This is a genomic window from Inquilinus ginsengisoli, assembly GCF_031453975.1.
Lineage (GTDB): Bacteria > Pseudomonadota > Alphaproteobacteria > DSM-16000 > Inquilinaceae > Inquilinus > Inquilinus ginsengisoli_A.
Window position 1 is genome coordinate 179,706 of record NZ_JAVDPW010000011.1, and the last position, 16,920, is coordinate 196,625.

19 protein-coding genes are annotated in these 16,920 nt (G+C 70.7%); 4 read left to right on the plus strand and 15 right to left on the minus strand.

Features of this window, described 5'->3' with window-relative positions; translation table 11 throughout:
* Positions 1-3: 3 nt before the first annotated feature.
* Both E9232_RS28825 and E9232_RS28830 read right to left on the minus strand, forming a co-directional pair.
* On the minus strand, positions 4-1,170 hold the full coding sequence (locus E9232_RS28825; protein WP_309800072.1) for an efflux RND transporter periplasmic adaptor subunit: 1,167 nt from the start codon (positions 1,168-1,170) through the stop codon (positions 4-6).
* An 18-nt stretch (positions 1,171-1,188) separates the two neighbouring features.
* Positions 1,189-4,353, minus strand: coding sequence for an efflux RND transporter permease subunit (locus E9232_RS28830; protein WP_309800074.1), 3,165 nt, complete (start codon positions 4,351-4,353; stop codon positions 1,189-1,191).
* A gap of 305 nt (positions 4,354-4,658) precedes the next feature.
* Between E9232_RS28830 and E9232_RS28835 the strand changes: the two genes are divergently transcribed.
* Positions 4,659-5,282, plus strand: a complete 624-nt coding sequence (locus tag E9232_RS28835; RefSeq protein ID WP_309800077.1) for a TetR/AcrR family transcriptional regulator — start codon at positions 4,659-4,661, stop codon at positions 5,280-5,282.
* Between the two features lie 28 nt (positions 5,283-5,310).
* Here the strand turns inward: E9232_RS28835 and E9232_RS28840 are convergent, their stop codons facing one another.
* The 13 genes from E9232_RS28840 to E9232_RS28900 form a co-directional block, all read right to left on the minus strand.
* On the minus strand, positions 5,311-5,712 hold the full coding sequence (locus E9232_RS28840; RefSeq protein ID WP_309800079.1) for a DOPA 4,5-dioxygenase family protein: 402 nt from the start codon (positions 5,710-5,712) through the stop codon (positions 5,311-5,313).
* Positions 5,713-5,803: 91 nt separating this feature from the next.
* Positions 5,804-6,805 carry an EscU/YscU/HrcU family type III secretion system export apparatus switch protein gene (locus E9232_RS28845; RefSeq protein ID WP_309800081.1) on the minus strand — a complete coding sequence of 334 codons (1,002 nt, stop codon included), beginning with the start codon at positions 6,803-6,805 and terminating at the stop codon, positions 5,804-5,806.
* Complete coding sequence (gene sctT / locus E9232_RS28850) at positions 6,802-7,608, minus strand: type III secretion system export apparatus subunit SctT (protein WP_309800082.1); 807 nt, start codon at positions 7,606-7,608, stop codon at positions 6,802-6,804. The genes E9232_RS28845 and sctT overlap by 4 nt, the downstream gene beginning before the upstream one ends.
* Complete coding sequence (sctS, locus tag E9232_RS28855; RefSeq protein WP_309800084.1) at positions 7,605-7,904, minus strand: type III secretion system export apparatus subunit SctS; 300 nt, start codon at positions 7,902-7,904, stop codon at positions 7,605-7,607. The genes sctT and sctS overlap by 4 nt, the downstream gene beginning before the upstream one ends.
* Before the next feature lie 7 nt (positions 7,905-7,911).
* Positions 7,912-8,565: a type III secretion system export apparatus subunit SctR gene (gene sctR / locus E9232_RS28860; RefSeq protein ID WP_309800086.1), complete on the minus strand. Its 654-nt coding sequence runs from the start codon at positions 8,563-8,565 to the stop codon at positions 7,912-7,914.
* A complete protein-coding gene (sctQ, locus tag E9232_RS28865) occupies positions 8,558-9,652 on the minus strand; it encodes a type III secretion system cytoplasmic ring protein SctQ (protein WP_309800089.1) in 1,095 nt (364 codons plus the stop codon). The genes sctR and sctQ overlap by 8 nt, the downstream gene beginning before the upstream one ends.
* The gene (gene sctO / locus E9232_RS28870; RefSeq protein WP_309800091.1) at positions 9,649-10,134 is read right to left on the minus strand and encodes a type III secretion system stalk subunit SctO; all 486 of its coding nucleotides are present in this window, start codon (positions 10,132-10,134) and stop codon (positions 9,649-9,651) included. Before sctO ends, sctQ begins: the two co-directional genes overlap by 4 nt.
* Positions 10,131-11,483, minus strand: a complete 1,353-nt coding sequence (locus E9232_RS28875) for a FliI/YscN family ATPase (protein WP_309800093.1) — start codon at positions 11,481-11,483, stop codon at positions 10,131-10,133. The genes sctO and E9232_RS28875 overlap by 4 nt, the downstream gene beginning before the upstream one ends.
* Positions 11,480-12,103, minus strand: a complete 624-nt coding sequence (sctL, locus tag E9232_RS28880) for a type III secretion system stator protein SctL (protein WP_309800095.1) — start codon at positions 12,101-12,103, stop codon at positions 11,480-11,482. The genes E9232_RS28875 and sctL overlap by 4 nt, the downstream gene beginning before the upstream one ends.
* The gene (locus E9232_RS28885) at positions 12,096-12,758 is read right to left on the minus strand and encodes a SctK family type III secretion system sorting platform protein (RefSeq protein ID WP_309800097.1); all 663 of its coding nucleotides are present in this window, start codon (positions 12,756-12,758) and stop codon (positions 12,096-12,098) included. Before E9232_RS28885 ends, sctL begins: the two co-directional genes overlap by 8 nt.
* Positions 12,755-13,558 (minus strand): type III secretion system inner membrane ring lipoprotein SctJ, encoded by an 804-nt coding sequence (gene sctJ / locus E9232_RS28890; protein ID WP_309800100.1) that lies wholly within the window; start codon positions 13,556-13,558, stop codon positions 12,755-12,757. Before sctJ ends, E9232_RS28885 begins: the two co-directional genes overlap by 4 nt.
* Before the next feature lie 6 nt (positions 13,559-13,564).
* Entirely contained in the window at positions 13,565-14,053 is a 489-nt protein-coding gene (locus E9232_RS28895; RefSeq protein WP_309800101.1) for a hypothetical protein, read from the minus strand.
* Positions 14,054-14,100: 47 nt separating this feature from the next.
* Positions 14,101-14,796, minus strand: a complete 696-nt coding sequence (locus E9232_RS28900) for a secretin N-terminal domain-containing protein (protein ID WP_309800103.1) — start codon at positions 14,794-14,796, stop codon at positions 14,101-14,103.
* A 445-nt stretch (positions 14,797-15,241) separates the two neighbouring features.
* Here E9232_RS28900 and E9232_RS28905 point away from each other — a divergent pair, with 445 nt between their 5' ends.
* The 3 genes from E9232_RS28905 (at position 15,242) to E9232_RS28915 (ending at position 16,918) form a co-directional block, all read left to right on the plus strand.
* Positions 15,242-15,418: a hypothetical protein gene (locus E9232_RS28905; RefSeq protein ID WP_309800105.1), complete on the plus strand. Its 177-nt coding sequence runs from the start codon at positions 15,242-15,244 to the stop codon at positions 15,416-15,418.
* Positions 15,419-15,529: 111 nt separating this feature from the next.
* On the plus strand, positions 15,530-16,513 hold the full coding sequence (locus tag E9232_RS28910) for a SctD/MshK family protein (protein WP_309800108.1): 984 nt from the start codon (positions 15,530-15,532) through the stop codon (positions 16,511-16,513).
* Positions 16,514-16,543: 30 nt separating this feature from the next.
* The gene (locus E9232_RS28915; RefSeq protein ID WP_309800110.1) at positions 16,544-16,918 is read left to right on the plus strand and encodes a hypothetical protein; all 375 of its coding nucleotides are present in this window, start codon (positions 16,544-16,546) and stop codon (positions 16,916-16,918) included.
* Positions 16,919-16,920: the final 2 nt, after the last annotated feature.

Genomic DNA, 16,920 nt, shown 5'->3' on the forward strand with positions numbered 1-16,920 from the left:
GCCTTATGACCCGGCGGCGACCTGCTGCTGGGGCTGCACCGGCATGCCGGGGTAGAAGATCTTCTGCAGGTTGCCGGTGATGACTTGGTCGCCCTCGGCCACGCCCTTCTCGATGGCGACCAGGTCGCCATCGGTCGGCCCCAGGGTCACCAGGCGCTGTTCCGCCCGGTTGTCCTTGCTGACGACATAGACGTAGCGCCCGAACTGGCTGGCGGCGACCGCGACCTGCGGCACCATCAGGGCGCCCGGCTGCGGCTCCAGATGGACCCGGACGCGGACATACTGGCCGGGCAGCACGCCGAAGTCGCCGTTGCCGACGGTGGCGCGCGCCAGGATCGTCCCGGTGCGGTTGTCGACGGAATTGTCCAGGAAGGTCAGCTCGCCCTTATGCGTCGCCTCGGTCTCGCCCGGTAGCAGCACGTCGATCGCGACCTTCCCCGCGGTCTTCGCGGCCCGGATCTTGGCCAGCTCGGCCTCGCTGGGGTTGAACGTCACATAGATCGGGTCGAGCTGCACCAGGGTGTTGACCGGGCTGCCGCCGTTGGCGATCAGCGTCCCCACCGGCGCCTGGTTGCGGCCGAGCCGCCCGGCGAAGGGGGCCCGGAGCTCGGTGTAGCCCAGGTTCAGCTCGGCCTGGCGCTGTGCCGCCTGGTCGCTGGCGAGGGTCGCCTGGGCCTGCTTCAGATTGCTCTGGCGCTGGTCGTAGGTGTCCTTGTCCAGCCAGCCGTTCTTGGTCAGCTCGCTGCCGCGGTCATAGTTCGAGCGCAGATAGTCGATGTTGGACTGGTCTCGCTGCAGCTGGGCATTGGCCTGGTCCAGCGCGGTCTGGAAGTCGCGCGGGTCGATCTTGTACAGCAGGTCGCCCTGCTTGACGTCGGTGCCGTCGGCTGCCGGCTGCGACAGGATATAGCCGGAGACCTTGGCCTGCAGGCTGATGGCGGCGATCGATTCGGTGCGCGCGGAGTAGTCGAGATAGATCGGCAGCGACCGCTTGAGCACCGCCGCCACCGGCACCGGCATGGCGGGGGGCGCCCCGGTCGGCGCCGCAGCTTCTGCCTGCACCGGGCTGCTGAGCAGCAAGCCCAGGGGCAGGTGGCCGGTCTGGTACAGGCCGGCAGCAACGGCGGCGACCACGGCAATCGATCCCAGGATGACGGTACGGACGCCCATGGCGCGGTTCTCCAGTGCTTATTCGGCCGGGCCGGCCTTCGGCTCGAGCCGATGGCCGTCGGTGGCATGGGGGCTGTTCGTGTCGCCGCGACGTTCGCGCAAGGATTCGATCACGGCGTAGAACACGGGGACGAAGATCAGGGTCAGGATGGTGGCGGCCAGCATGCCGCCGAACACGGTGGTGCCGATCGACTGGCGGCTGGCGGCGCCGGCACCGGTGGCGATCATCAGCGGCACTACGCCCAGGATGAAGGCGAAGGCCGTCATCAGGATGGGACGCAGCCGCAGCCGACCGGCTTCCGCCGCTGCTTCGACGATGCTGTGGCCTTCCTCGCGCAGCCGCTTGGCGAACTCCACGATCAGGATGGCGTTCTTGGCGGCCAGGCCGATCAGCATGACCAGGCCGATCTGCGAGTAGACGTCGATCTGCATCGACCGGGCCCACAGCGCGGCGAAGGCGCCGAACAGGGCCAGCGGCACCGCCAGCAGCACCATGAACGGCATCGACCAGCTTTCGTACTGGGCCGCCAGGATCAGGAACACGAAGATGATGGCCAGCCCGAACACCAGGGCCGCGACCGATCCTGCCTGCAACTCCTGGAAGGTGATGCCGGTCCATTCATAGGTGAAGTCGCGCGGCAGCGCCGTGGCGGCCGCCCGCTCCATCGCCGCGATCGCCTGGCCCGAGCTGTAGCCCGGCGCCGGGGCGCCGTTGATCTTCGCCGAGGTGTAGTTGTTGTAATGCGGCACCGTGTCCGGCCCCGCGATCGGCTTCAGGTCACCCAGCGTGCTCAGCGGCACCATCCCGCCCGAGGAATTGCGGACATACAGGCGGGTGATATCGGTCGCCGACCCGCGGGCATCCTTGTCCGCCTGGATGGTGACGCGGAAGGTGCGGCCGAACAGGTTGAAGTCGTTGATGTACAGCGACCCCAGATAGATCTGCAACGTGTTGAAGACGTCGGGCAGGGTCAGGCCCAGCATCTTCGCCTTGTTGCGGTCCAGGTCGTAATTGTACTGCGGCGTGGTGGTGCTGAAGCTGCTGAACATCTGCTGGGCATCCAGCTCGGGCTGCTTCCGGGCCTCGGCCAGCACCGCCTGGGTTGCCGCGTTCAGGGCTATGGCGCCCTGGCCGGACAGGTCCTCGATCTGGAATTCGAAACCACCCGTGGTGCTGATGCCGGGGATCGACGGCGGGTCGAAGGCCAGCGCGAAGGCGTCGGGGATCTGCCACAGCTGGGCGCCGACCTGCTTGGCGAGGGCCGATGCGCTCTGGTCCGGGCCGCGCTCGGACCAGGGCTTCAGGATGGCGAACTGGGCTGCGGAGTTCGACTGGGCGGCGCTGGTCAGGAAGTTCAGGCCGACGATCTCGCCGACCGTCTCGACACCCGGCGTCGCCTCCAGGATGGCTCGGGTCTTCTTCGCCACCGCCTCGGTGCGCTCCAGCGAAGCGCCGTCGGGCAGCTGGATGACGACGAAGAAATAGCCCTGGTCCTCGACCGGAAGGAAGGTCGAGGGCAGGCGCGTCGACACCCAATAGGTCAGGCCCAGCCCGGCCACGAACAGGATCATGACCAGCCAGCGGATCCGGATCAGGAACCGCACCAGCGCCGCATAGCCGTGCGACAGCGCGTTGAAGCCGGCGTTGAACCAGCGGAACAGGACGAAGGGGGTGTGCGGCCGGTGCCGCAGGAACGCGGCGCTCAGGGCCGGGCTCAGCGTCAGCGAGTTGAAGGCCGACAGGCCGACGGAGATGGCGACGGTCAGCGCGAACTGGTTGTACAGGCGGCCCGATACGCCGGGAATGAAGGCGACCGGGATGAACACCGCCATCAGCACCGCGGTGGTGGCGATGATCGGGCCGGTGACCTCGGTCATCGCTTTGCGCGTTGCCGCCAGCGGCGGCAGGCCGGCCTCGAGCTGGCGTTCGACGTTCTCCACCACAACGATGGCGTCGTCGACCACCAGGCCGATGGCGAGCACCATGCCGAGCAGGCTCAGCATGTTCAGCGAGAAGCCCATGCCCTCCATGATCACCAGCGTCGCGACCAGCGACACCGGGATGGCGATGACGGGGATCAGGGTGGTGCGCCAGTTCTGCAGGAAGATGAAGACCACCAGCACGACCAGCGCCAGCGCTTCGAGCAGCGTCTTCAGCACGTCTTCCATCGCCGCGGAGACGAAGCGGGTGGTGTCGTAGTGGATGCCGTATTCGATGCCCTTGGGGAAGCGCTGCTTCAGCTCATCCATCTTGGACTGCACGGCCTCCTGCAGCGCCAGGGCGTTCGACCCCGGCTGCTGGAAGACGGCCACGACCACGGCCGGCCGGCCGCCGAAATAGCCCGAGGACGAGTATTGCAGGGCGCCCAGCTCGATCCGGGCGACGTCGCGCAGCCGCACCACCGATCCGGTCGCCGGGTCGGCGCGGACGACGATGTCGCCGAACTGTGCCGGGTCGCTCAGGCGGCCGGTGGCGTTGACCTGCAGCTCGAAGGCGGTGCCTGCGGGGGCCGGCGACTGGCCGATCTTGCCGGCCGCCACCTGCACGTTCTGCTCGGCGACCGCGTTCTGCACGTCGACCGCGGTGACGCCCAGATTGGCCAGCTTGTCGGGGTCTAGCCAGATGCGCATGGAATAGCGCCGCTCGCCGAAGATCTGGACATTGCCGACGCCCGGCAGGCGCTTGATCGGGTCGACGATCTGCAGATAGGCGTAGTTGCTCAGCTCCACCGGGTCGACCGACCCGTCCGGCGAGGTCAGGTCGACGATCAGCACGAAATTCGGGTTCTGTTTCTGGATCGTCACGCCGCCCTGGTTGACGATCGCCGGCAGCGAGGAGGCCGCCTGCGACACGCGGTTCTGCACGTCGACCGCGGCGATGCTGAGGGGGTAGCCGACCTGGAAGGTGACGGTGATGTTCGAGGTGCCGTCATTCGACGAGGTCGACGACATGTACATCATGCCCTCGACGCCGTTGATCTGCTGCTCCAGCGGCGTCGTCACGGTGTCGGCCACCACCTGGGCGCTGGCGCCGGGATAGGCCGCGCTGACCACCACCTGCGGCGGCGTGATGTCGGGGAACTGCGACACCGGCAGCAGGAAGTAGGAGATGCCGCCCGCCAGCACCATGATGACGGCGATCGCCGAGGCGAAGATCGGGCGCTGGATAAAGAAGTTGATCATGACCCGTTCGACCTGGCCGCGTTGCAGTTGCAGAGGATCCAGGCATGATCGAGCCGTCCGGCGCCGGATCGACGCAGGCTGCACAAACGTGCCGAGGCCGTCGGGCGACGGGCCATAGTGAACCCCCAGGTTAATTAACCTTATGGTTGATTATCGTTCGGCCGGGGCGTCGTCAAGCGAAGCTTGAAGCCGCCCCCAACACCCTTGGCCGGATCAGGTCTTGACCCTGTTCCGCTGGGGTGTTACCGGTAAGTAACATGCATATTGGTCTAGACCGAGACTACGGTCAAGGACGTTTCAAGGCTATGACCACCATCACACCCCCGAAGGACGGCCTGCCAGGCCCCAGCGGCGAGCTCCGGCCCCGCGACCGGATCCTCGGCACCGCGCGCGACCTGTTCCACAAGCATGGCTTCCGGGGGGTCGGCGTCGATGCGATCGCCGAGGCCGCCGGCACCAACAAGATGACCCTGTATCGTCACTTCGGCTCGAAGGACGACCTGATCGTCGAGTGCCTGCACCGCTTCGCGACCGAAGCCGACGAGATCTGGGCCAGGTTCGAGGACGAGCATCCTGGCAACCCGCTGGCGCAGCTGCACGACTGGGTCCGGATGGGCGCCGAATGCGCGATCGCCGACAGCCGCGGCTGCGACATGGTCAACGCCGCGATCGAACTGACCGAGGATGGCCATCCCGCCCGGCGGGTGATCGAGGACTTCAAGACCGCCCAGCGCGACCGCCTGGTGCGGCTGTGCCGGGCCGCCGGCGCCACCCAGCCGGAACTGCTGGCCGACACGCTGTGGCTGCTGCTCGAAGGCGCCCGCGTCAGCCGGCAGAGCGTCGGCGCCGAGGGGCCGAGCGCGCGCTTCATCCGAATGGGCGAAGCCATCATCGCCGCCTTCCTGACACGCCAGCCCGCCACGGCCTGACCGGGGCTACTGCCTGTCGGGACCGTCCTCAGGCGGACCGGTCCGGCGTGGTGTTCGGCTCCAGCGGGGCCTCCGCCTCGTCCTCCTCCGGCAGCCTGTCGCCATGGATGGCCACGGGTGTGCCGATCCAGACCGCGTCGGCCAGGTGGTCGCGGCGCGGATTCGTGGTGTTGGGATGGACCAGGATGCTCAGGCCGCCATGGTTCAGCATCAGCCACGGCACCAGCGTCGCGAACGCCTCGGCGGTGAAGGCGATCTGGTACATCGCTTGGCCGTGCGGCCCGACCCTGACGTCGTGCCAGCGCCCCAGCCGCACCCGGAAGCGCTCGCCGATCCAGCCGCGCAGCCGCTCCGCCCGGTCGCGGGTGGCCGGGTCGTAGTAGACATGGGCGTGGTAGCTGGCGATCTCCGCGATCGGTCGTGGCGCCATCGGCCGGGTCTCCTCTCGTCCTTCGCTCGGGCCAAGCATGCTCGACCCGGCATCCCTCTGGGAAGGGATGAGATGGGTTTTCGGCCAGGCCTCAGATCAGGCCGAGCCGCAGCAGGATCCGGGCCAGGGCGTCGAAATGCTCGCCCGGAACCGCCTCGCCGGCCCGCGCCTTGGCGTGCAGCTGGCGGGCCAGCGACGGGGCGGTCTCCACCGGCACGGCGCTGCCGGCGACCCGATTCCGCGACTTGCTGACCAGCAGCGGCACCGGCGTGTCGCCGGGCACGAAGCGGATGCCGACCGTGACGGTGCCGTCGGTCAGGTACAGCGTGGCGGCGCCGGTGCCGGTCGCCATGGCCTGCTGCCGCCGCTTGCGGGCGCTGCGGATCTGCGGGTCGCCCTCCTGCTCCTTGCGCTCACGCTTCATGTCGGTGCGCGTCATCCGCTGGTCGCGCAGGAACAGCCAGCGCTGCAGGCCCATATCGGCCAGGGCGAAGACCAGCAGCACCGCGGCGATGCCGATCAGAACCGGCTTCAGCGTCGCCACCAGCACCTGCCCGATGCAGTCGCGGCCGCATTGCGGCGCGACCAGCAGCGCGTGCAGCGCCCCGATGGCCAGCAGCCCGATCACCGTCAGCAGGGCGCAGACCTTGAGGATCGCCTTCACGAACTCGATCACGTTGCGCAGGCTGAACAGCCGCTGGAAGCCGGTGACCGGATTGATCTTGTCGCCCCGCGGGACCAACGGGTCGAGCGACAGCGGGATGCCGCGCAGGAACGCGACGTTGGCGAGGATGCTGGCGACGATGACGATCGCGACCAGCGGCGCCACGATCCGCGCCGCCAGCGCCAGCATGGTCGGCAGGATGGTGTAGGTGTCGCGGAACGGCTTGCCGGTCAGCCCGATCGGCTCGACCAGGATGGCGCGCAGCGTCTCCATGATCGCCGAACCCTCGACGGCGAGGTACAGCCCGCCGGCGATCAGCGCCACCACGGTCACCAGGTCGCGGCTGTGGGCGACCTGGCCCTTGCGCCGCGCGTCGGTCAGCTTCTTGGCGCTGGCGGGAAGGCTTCTTTCCTCGCTCGGCTGGCTCATGGCAGCACCGTGCGGGCGAGGTCGAGCACGCCGTGGATCGAGCCGAGGCTCTCGGCGAAATAGGGCACCAGGAAGACGGCGTAGACCGGCAGCACCAGCAGCAGCGCCGCCGTCTTCACCGACAGCGACAGGTCGAAGACGTTGAGCTGCGGCGCCATCCGGCCGATCACCGCCAGGGTGATGTCGCCCAGCAGCATCACGATCACCAGCGGCGCCGCCAGCAGCAGCGCCAGCCGGACCACACGGTCCAGCAGCCCCAGCAGCAGTGCCGGGGTCTCGCCGGTGAAGGGCGGCAGCAGCGCCGTCACCGGCCACAGCGCGTAGCTGCGGTACAGCGCCTCCGCCAGCAGGCCCATGCCGTTGCCGGCGAAGAACAGCGCCAGCAGGACCATGACGAACAGCGTGCCGATCGGTGAGGCCTGGCCCGAGGCGTTGGGGTCCAGCAGATAGGCGCCGTTGACGCCGCGCTGCATGTCGACGATCTCGCCCGCCGCCTCCACCGCCCAGAAGGGCACGCCGAACAGCAGCCCCAGCAGCACGCCGATGATCGCCTCCTTGGCGACCAGGACCAGGGTCTGCGCCGGGCCCAGCGGGGTCAGCGCCGCCAGCTCCGCCGTCGCCTGGGGCAGCATCGGCAGGGCGATGGCGATCATCACCGCGTTGCGCAGCAGGCCCGTCAGGCCGAGCCGGCTGAAGATCGGCAGCACCGTCGCCATGGCGATGGCGCGGGCGACCGAGACCGCGAGGCCGTTGAGATAGGGGCCGAACAGGTCGACCAGACCGTTCAGCGAGTCGAGGTTCACGGCCGGTCCGCCGCCGGCGGCACGGCGCCGCGTGTGATCTGCGGGAAGTCGGTGAAGATGCGTTCGGTGTAGCGGACCAGCGGGCTGGCCAGCAGCGGGCCGAGCAGGACCAGGCTGAGGACGACGGCGATGACCTTGATCGCCATCGGCAGGGTCTGGTCCTGGATCTGGGTCACCGCCTGGAACAGGCCGACCAGCAGCCCGACCGCGGCGGCGATGCCCAGCGCCGGCAGCGACAGGAGCAGGGTGAGGCTCAGCGCCTCCTGCAGCAGATGCGCGATCACCGCCTGGTTCATCGCCGTCTCAGCTGTAGCTCAGGATCAGGCCGTGCAGCAGGCGCGACCAGCCGTCGACCATGACGAACAGGAACAGCTTGAACGGCACCGAGATGGCGAGCGGCGACACCATCATCATGCCCATCGCCATCAGGATCGCCGAGACGATCAGGTCGATGACGATGAAGGGCAGGTACAGCAGGAAGCCGATCTCGAAGGCGCGGGTCAGCTCCGAGATCACGAAGGACGGGATCAGGATGACGAGGTCGTTCGGCGTGGCGGCGGCGCTGGCCTCGGCCGGCCACACCTTAGCGGTGGCCGACAGCAGGAAGTCGCGCTCGGCCGGGTCGGTGAAGCGCAGCAGATAGGCGCGCACCGGCTCCGCCGCGGATTGCAGCGCCGCCTGCCAGTCGGTGACGCTGCGCAGGCTGAGCGACGGGTCGCTGACCCGGGCGTAGATCTCGGAGAACACCGGGCCGGTGATGTAGACGGTCAGCATCAGGGCGATGCCGTACAGCACCATGTTCGGCGGCGTCTGCTGGATGCCGAGCGCGTTGCGCAGCAGCACCATGACCACCGAGATCTTCAGGAAGGCGGTCAGGGTGACCATCAGGAACGGCATCAGCCCGACGATGGCGACGATGCCGAGCAGCGGCAGGATGTCGGGCTGCGCCTCAGTCATCGCCGAACAGCCGCACCACCCGCACGCCCAGGGCGTCCTCGATCCGCACGATCTCGCCGCGGCCGATGCGGCGCCCGTTGGCGACGATGTCCACGGCCTCGCCGGGATCGCGGCCGAGGTCCAGCACCGCGCCTGGCGCCAGCCCCTGCACCGCCGCGAGCGGCAATTCGCTGCGGCCCAGCTCGAACACCAGCGTCACCGGCAGATCGTCCAGCCGCTCCGCCGACGGCGCCTCGGCGCCGCTGTCGGGATCCGCCATCCATTGTCCTCCATCCTGCAGGTCCAGGCGCTGCCGCGGCGTCGTGATCACGATCGACGCCCGGTCGCGCTTGGCGGTGTGGGCCCAGCTGTCGCCGAACACCACCAGGGCCTCGCCGGCGCGGCAGGCGACGTCGGGGAACACCACGTCGCCCGGCTCGAGGCCCCTTAGATCGGCCAGGGCCAGGCGCACGGCGCCGATGCGGACCGCCAGCGGCACCGGCAGGCCGGCCAGCGGCGCGTCCTGCTTCGGCGCGGCGTCGATCAGGCGGCGCAGGGGCGGCCAAGCGGCGGCATCCGCGGCGACGTGCAGCGCCGCTTCGGAAAAGCCGTGGCGGAGCCCGACGCTGCAGTGGAAGGCCGCCGGCGGAGCTTCGGCCGGGGCCCAGCCGACCGCCTCGATCGCGATCGGGACGCCGCCGGCGGTTTCCAGCGCCGGCAGCAGCCCGGCCAGCAGGGCCTCCAGCAGCAGGGCCGCCAGATCGGGCTCCAGGTCGCGCGCCGGCAGGCCGGCCGCCTCGGTCAGCAGCGCATCGACCAGCATTCCGGGCGCCAGGATCACCACGCGGCCGGTGCCGAGCCGGCAGGTGATCGCCGCCGCCGTCGCATCCTGCGGCAGCCCGAGGGTCGGGGTGACGTGCAGCGGGGCCGCGATCTCCTGCCCGCCGATCTTGATCTCGAACGGCCGGCAGCGCCGGGCCGCGGCGTTGGCGTCGCCGGCCTGCGCGCTGGTCAGCCGGGGCGGGGTATAGGCGATGCCGGCGGCAGCCGGCGGCGACGTCAGAGCGTCGGCCTCGCGAATCTGCGCCGGCGGCGTGGCGGCGGTCATGTCCGGCCTCCCCGCGGTGCCATGCTCGCCTCGTCCTCGACCGCGAGGTCGTCGCGGATCTCGGTGGCCTTGCGCCGGGCGGCGCCCTGACGGTCGGCCAGCTGGTCCAGCCGGTCGGCGTCCCGGCGCCGGCCCCGCCAGCCCTGGCGCGCCGCCGCGGTGTCGGCCTCGGCCCGGGCGGTTTCGCCCTGGCGCTCCCGCACCGTCGCCGCCTGGCGCCGCGATCCCGCGGCCAGGCCGGACACCCGGTCGCCCAGCCGCTCCAGCGCATCGGCCCGCATCGGCTGCTCCAGCGCGGCGGAGTAGAGCCGGGCCTCCTGCTCGGCGCGGTCGCGCTCATAGGCGGCGCGGTCGGCCTCGGCCTGGCGCTCGCGGGCCTCGGCGGCGGCCAGCTCGGCGCGCTCGCGGCCCAGCGCCTCGATCGCCAGCCGTTCGCGGTCGTGGCGCAGCCGCCGCAGCCGGTCGAGGGGATCGGGCTTCATCGGGCCAGCCGCTCCAGCTGTTCGCGGGTCTGGCCATAGGGCGTGGCCTCGTCGAAATCCTGCTGCAGGAAGCGCCGGATGTCGCCGATCTTGGCCACCGCCTCGTCGGCCAGCGTGTCGCTGCCGGCCCGGTATTCGCCGACCTGCAGCAGCAGCTCGATGTCGGCATGCTTGGCCATCAGCCGGCGGACCTGCACCGCGGCGCGGCGATGGGGGGCGTCGATCACCGCGTCCATCACCCGGCTGCGGCTGTCCAGCACGTCGATCGCCGGGAAATGGCCGGCGCTGGCCAGGGCCTTGGACAGCACGACATGGCCGTCCAGCAGGCCGCGGGTCTCGTCGGCGATCGGGTCGGTGGCGGCGTCGCCTTCGACCAGCACGGTGTAGAAGCCGGTGATCGACCCCTTGGCCGCCGGCCCGGCGCGTTCCAGCAGCCGCGGCAGCATGGCGAAGAAGGAGGGCGGGAAGCCGCGGCGGGTCGGCGGCTCGCCCGCCGCCAGCCCGATCTCACGCACCGCGCGGGCGAAGCGGGTGATGCTGTCCATCAGCAGGGCGACGCGCATCCCCTGGTCGCGGAAGTATTCGGCGATGGCGGTGGCGACGAAGGCGGCCTTGACCCGCTCGATCGCCGGCCGGTCCGAGGTGGCGGTGACGATCACCGCCCGCCGCAGCGCCTCGGGCCCGAGATGGCGGTCGATGAATTCGCGCACCTCGCGGCCGCGCTCCCCGATCAGCCCGATGACGATGGCATCGGCGTCGGCGCCCTTGACGATCTGGGCCAGCAGCGAGGATTTGCCGGTGCCGGGCGACCCGTAGATGCCGATGCGCTGGCCCTCGCCGCAGGTCAGCAGCCCGTCGATGGCGCGGATGCCCAGCGGCATCGGCCGGGTGATCAGCGGGCGCAGCAGCGCCGGCGGCGCCTCGGCGTGCAGCGGATAGGTGGCGTCGGTGTCCAGCGGGCCGCGCTCGGCGGTGTCGAGCGGCCGGCCCAGGCTGTCCAGCACCCGCCCCAGCAGGCCGGGGCCGACGCCCAGCCGCAGCGATCGGCCGGTCGGGATCGCCTCGGTCCGGGTCGACAGGCCCTGCAGGCTGCCGATCGGGGTCAGCACCGCGGCGCCGTCGACCAGCCCGACCACCTCGGCCAGGATGACGTGCCCGGTCTGCGGGTCGCGCAGCTCGCAGATTTCGCCCAGCCGGGCGTCGTTGATCTCGGCATGGACGGTGACGCCGATCGCCTTGACCACGCGGCCCTTGACCGGGCGCGGGTCGGCCTCCTCCAGGCGCCGCCGCAGCGCCTGCAGCGGGTCGGCGCGGGGCTTCAGGGGGATGACCGGTGGCGGCTGGGTCATGGCGCGGCCTCGCCCGGCCCGGCGCGGCGCAGCCCGTCGCGCAGCGCCCGCAGCTGGGCGTCGATGCCCAGCTCGACATGGCCGTATCTGGTCACCATCACGCAGGTGTCGCCGGCCAGGCCGGGATCGGATTCGACGGTGACGCGGCGGGCGATGTCGCCCAGCTCCTGGCCCGGGTCGGCCAGCCGGTCGCGCAGCGCGGCCACCAGCTCCGGCGCCACCCGCAGCGTCGCCGCATGGTCCAGCCGGGCCTGGCGCAGGCCGTGGGCGACCGCCTGCAGCACCAGCTCGCGCCGGTCGAACCCGCCCAGGATGCGCTCGATGGTCTGCTGCACCAGGTCGGCCAGGGTCTGGTCCAGCCCGGCGAAGTAGCGGTCGATCTGCACGCCGGTGGCGGTCAGCAGCGTCGCCGCCTCCTGCTGCCCCGCGGCCAGCCCCTCGGCATGGCCGCGGGCCTTGCCGTCGGCGAAGGCGGCGTCGGCCTCGGCGCGCAGCCGCGCGGCATGGGCCTCGGCCTCGGCCAGGAAGCGCGTCGCGTCGTGCCATTGCCTGAGCGACGCGGCCTTCAGGACCGGGCGGCCGGCGCGGAAGGCGGGTCCGGGCGGGGTCGTCTCAGCCATGGGGCGCCACCGCCCGCGCGGCGGTTGCGAACCGTGCGGCGGTCGCGAACAGCGCGGCGGCGGCCGCCTGCTGGGGGACGGGGAGGGGGGCTGCGGGCCAGCGCTCCGGCGCCAGCCGCAGCCGCAGCCGTTCGCCCACGGCGGCGCCGGCCGTGGCGCACCAGGCGGCGAGGCACAGCAGGCCGGCCCGTTCCACGGCATCCTCGATCGGCGTCTCGTCCATGCCGTCGATCGCCGGCACCGTACCTTTGTGGCCGAGGCCGAAGCTGTAGGCCTCGGCGCCGATCCGGGTGGTGACGCGGCGGATCTCGGCGCCCAGCACCACGGTGCGCAGCCGGGCGGCCAGGGCCGCGGCACCGGCATGCAGAACGGCGCGATCCAGCTCGGCCGGCGCCAGCTGGGCGATGCGGGCGGTGTCGCCCTGCCAAGCCGCCGCGTCGCAGGGCATCAGGGACAGGCGCTGCCGCAGCAGGGCCGACAGGCGCGGCCGGATCCGCGGGGTGTCGAGCAGCAGCCGGGCGGCGGCGTCCGGCAGGCCGGGAAAGATCCGGCCCAGCTGCGCCGGATGGGCGTGCAGCGCCACCGCCTGGTCGAAGCGGCGCGGCGCCAGCCGGTCCTCGGCCGCCCGGCTCCCGGCCGCCACGCCCGAGGTCATTCCGCCGCCTGCGGGGCTGCGCCGCGCCGGCGCCACAGCATCCAGCCGACGGCGGCGGCCGCGGCCGCCAAAGCGAGGCCCAGCACCGTCAGCAGCCCCTCCAGCCAGGGGGCGCTGGACTGGTGCACCCAGACGCCGGCGATGTTGGTCAGCGGATCCTGGATCGGCGGCGTCGTGGCGCCGACGGCGGTCGGCAGGAACACCACCGAGACGTTCTCGTACAGCAGGCCCTTGATGCCGTTGGCCACCAGCATCTTGATCTCGGGCGTCAGCTTGGTCAGGTCGATGTCGGCGTGATGGCGGATGACGACCGAGGCGGAGGACGGCGTCGCCGACGCCTTCAGCCCCTCGGCATCCGGCAGCACGACATGGACGCGGGCGGAATAGACCCCGTCGATCTGCGAGATGGTGCGCGACAGCTCCTGGCTCAGCGCATAGATCAGCCGCGCCTGCTCCTCGACCGGTGACGACACCAGCCCGTCGCCCTTGAAGATCGTCGGGATCGAATCATAGTGCTCGCGGGGGTAGCCGTTGCGGCGCAGCAGGTCGACCGCATCGGCGAAGCGGTCCTCCTCGACCGACACCACCAGGCCGCGATCCTTGGTCGCCGTGCGTTCGGCCGGGATGCCCTGGTGCAGCAGGATCGCGACCATCTCGTTGGCTTCGCGCTCCTCCAGTCCGCTGTAGAGGTCGACCTTGCAGGCGGCGAGCAGCAGCAGCCCGGCAAGCGCCAGCCCGCGAAGCGGCTTCGCCCAGGCGGAGCGGTTCGGCGGAGTGCCGCGGTCGGCTCGGTTGCGCAAGGTGGTTCAGGCCTTCAGCAGGTCGGTGAAGCCGCTGGTGCCCTTCTGGACGACCGTGGTCATCAGGGCGGACCGGATCATCTGCCCGTTGAACTGCGCGGTCTTCTCCATCAGGGCGCTGATGTCCTTCCAGTGGCTGGCCTCGGGGCTCTCCTTGCCCGGATGCTGCGCCGCCGGGCCCGACGCCGTCGCGGGGCCGGGAGTCGAGGCCGCGGGCGGCTGGGGCGTGGTCGAGGCGCGCATGGCGAGCGTGTCCTTGTGGAAGGACTCGATCGACTGCAGCATCCGGTCGCCCATCGCCCCGGGATTGGCCAGCAGCTTGGCCTTGAGGCTGGGCGCGTAATCCGCGATCGACTTCTGGCTGGGCTGCAGCGGCAGGGCGTAGTCGAAGACGTTCGCCGCCTTCGGGTCCAGCGGCAGCGCGACCGGCTGGATCGCGGCCTTGGGCTCGATCGGCATCGGCGCGTGGAGGACGGCGGGCGAGATGACAACCATGGGTCAGCCTCGGCTTCTTGCGTGGGTCGGGTGGGGCTGCGGCGCGGTCACGATCCGGGTTTCCCGATTCGGCCGCGCACGATCGTGGTCTGGAACTGGTAGGCCTGCTGCAGCGCCTGCATCGTCTCCTTGACCAGGGCGACGTAGCGGGGCGGGCCGGAGACCAGCGCCACATTGGCGCGCAGCAGCGGCCGCAACGGGAAGCGGGGGTCGTCCAGGTGCAGGCTGGCCAGCGACGCCTGCAGGTCCTCGAACCCGATCGCGCCCAGTGGCACCATCTCCGACGCCGCCTCCTCGACCGTGGTGACGTAGAGCACCTGGCCGTCATAGTACCATTGCAGGCCGTAGCTGGCGGCGAGGTGGTCCAGCAGCTGCTGCGGCGTCAGCTGCGGCAGCCGGCCCCGGACGCGGCCCGTGACCTTGTCGCTGACCTTGACCGGGACGTCGAGATTGCTGCCGAAGGCGGCCAGCACATCGCGGATGTCCTGGTCCAGGATCACGTAGGGGTAGGGGCGGTCGGGCCACGGCATGGTGCCCCGGCCGGACACCGCGGCGGGGGCGGTCGAGGCAGGGGCGGGGATCGCTGCCGGCCCGGCCGGCGCCTGCTGCGCCAGCCCGGTCGCCGGGCCCAGCGCGGTCGCCATTCCCAGGATGGACAGCGCGACGGCCGCACGGCCCCAGCGCGGCGAAAAGCCGGTGATCAGCGCCGAGACGCGGGTCGCAATAGGTTTTGCCGCCTGCATCAAGACTTCCTGTCGATCCCCCAATCGCCAAGTCCGCGTCCAGCTTATATAGACCGCTGCCGCCGCGGGCGCAAAACCCAATCAAGACGGCGATCACAGCAGTCCAGACCAAGCGCGTCGTGCCCAAACGGCTGAACAGCCGATTCGGTTCCAGACTTTTTTGTTAAAGTTTTCGGCATGCGTTTGCATGACGAGACATGAGGCGTTGCTGGTCTAAATTGGGTTGACCTGTCCAGGTTTTGCTACATATTTTATCAGGCTCTTGGCTGAATGTGTCGAGAGCCTGGGGGTAATGCTGGTTCGTCGTGTTGAGATCGCTGCGGGATATCGAAGCGTCCGGCTCCTGTTAGAAAGCCGATGGGTCGACAATCCTGCAGGCATCTTCACGGCCGTCTGACGGCCCCTGGTTTGGAATTTGCCGCGTCGCCACTCGAAGGAGAACAGCATGTCCAACGTCCCAGCGCCGAGCGGAACCGGTACGGCCGCCGACTACGAGAAGCTCACCAACGACATGTCGAAGAAGAACTGGGAGAGCACTCTCAGGAACGCGCAGCTGCAGCAGACCCTCTCGGACAACGAGAAGGGCTCCCAGACGGCGCTGAAGGCCGCGGGCCAGGGCTGACCCGCGCTCTTCTGATCGTTCGTCAGGAACTTCTGTCGTCTTTTTTCGAGCGCGGCTGCAATGCAGTCGCGCTCGACTTCGCTGATGGTCGGGATGTCCGTGAGGTGTGCGATGCCCTCGAAACTCGGGACCGCCTTGTCCGAAGCGGCTACCTCCCTGGGGTTCCGGCGCCCGCCGCCCTCGGTCACCCTGTTCGTGGTCGAAGGCCCCAACGCCGGCACGGCCCAGAAGCTGGGACTCGCGACCTATCGGGTCGGTCGCGGGCTCGATTCGGACATCGTTCTCGCCGATGAGGCGCTGGCGCCGGTCCACACCCTGATCGATATCGACCGACGGCGCGTTCGGATCGAACCGCTGGCCGGTCCCGTCTCGGTGCCGGGACGGGCCGAGGCGGTGGAGCCGGGGTCGGCGCTGAGCCTGGCCCTGCCGGCCGAGCTGACCCTGGGGTCGTCCCGCATCGTGCTGCGCAGCCCGGTCGAGGTCGGCGGCCGGGTGCCGCGCCTGCACGCCATCGCCGCCGTCGCGGCGCTGATGGTGGCGCTGGGCGGCCTGTCCGGCATCGCGCTGTCCTCCGGCAGCTCCCGCACCGATGGCGACGACCGCGCCGTGGCGCCGGCCGCGGATGCGGCCAGTGCCGAGAAGCGGGTGATCCAGACGGCCGCCCTGACCCCGGTCGTGCCGCGGCAGCAGACGCCGGCGGAGGCGCTGCAGGAGCGGATCGATTCGGCCCATCTCGCCGGCCTCACCCTGGCGGTGAATGACAGCCGCATCGTCGCCTCCGGCCGCCTCTCGGCGGCGGACATGGTGCAGTGGCGCGAGATCCAGGCCTGGTTCGACCGCACCTTCGCGGCCTCTGCCCAGCTGGCGTCCGAGGTGGCGACCGGGCAGTCGAGCGGCGCGCCCGAGATCGTGATCCAGGCGGTCTGGACCGGCGCCAACCCCTATCTCATCACCCACACCGGCTCGAAGTACTTCGAAGGCGCGGACCTCGGCGGCGGCTGGTCCGTGGCCACGATCCGCGCCGATGCCGTGACCCTGCGCAGCCGAACCGGTCAGAGCTTCGTGATGGCCCTGACCGACCCCGCCAAGCCTTAGCGGGCCGGCCGGGGCAATGGGGGAAGCGAGATGACGACGATCCGGGCACGCACCGAACCCCTCGACGGGATCCGGGCGGGCGACCCGTCCGAAGGCGCCGCCACCGCCCGGCCGGCCGGGCCGGTTGGCACCGCGGCACCTCGCCGGGCCGGGGCCGCCCGGTCGCGTCGCGGCCGCACCTCGCGGCTGCGCGAGGAGGTGCTGGACTACATCCGCCCGGCCGATGGCGGCGAGATCTCGACCAACCCGTTCGGCCAGGCCGAGACCCTGGCCGGGATCATCGACCTGCTGCAGGCCGAGGCGCCGGACGACCGGCTGGCGCGCTGGGGCAGCGCCGTGCTGCTGCAGGAACTGCGCAAGCACGACCTGCTGCGGGTCCGCCTCAACGACCTGATCGGCGGGTGACA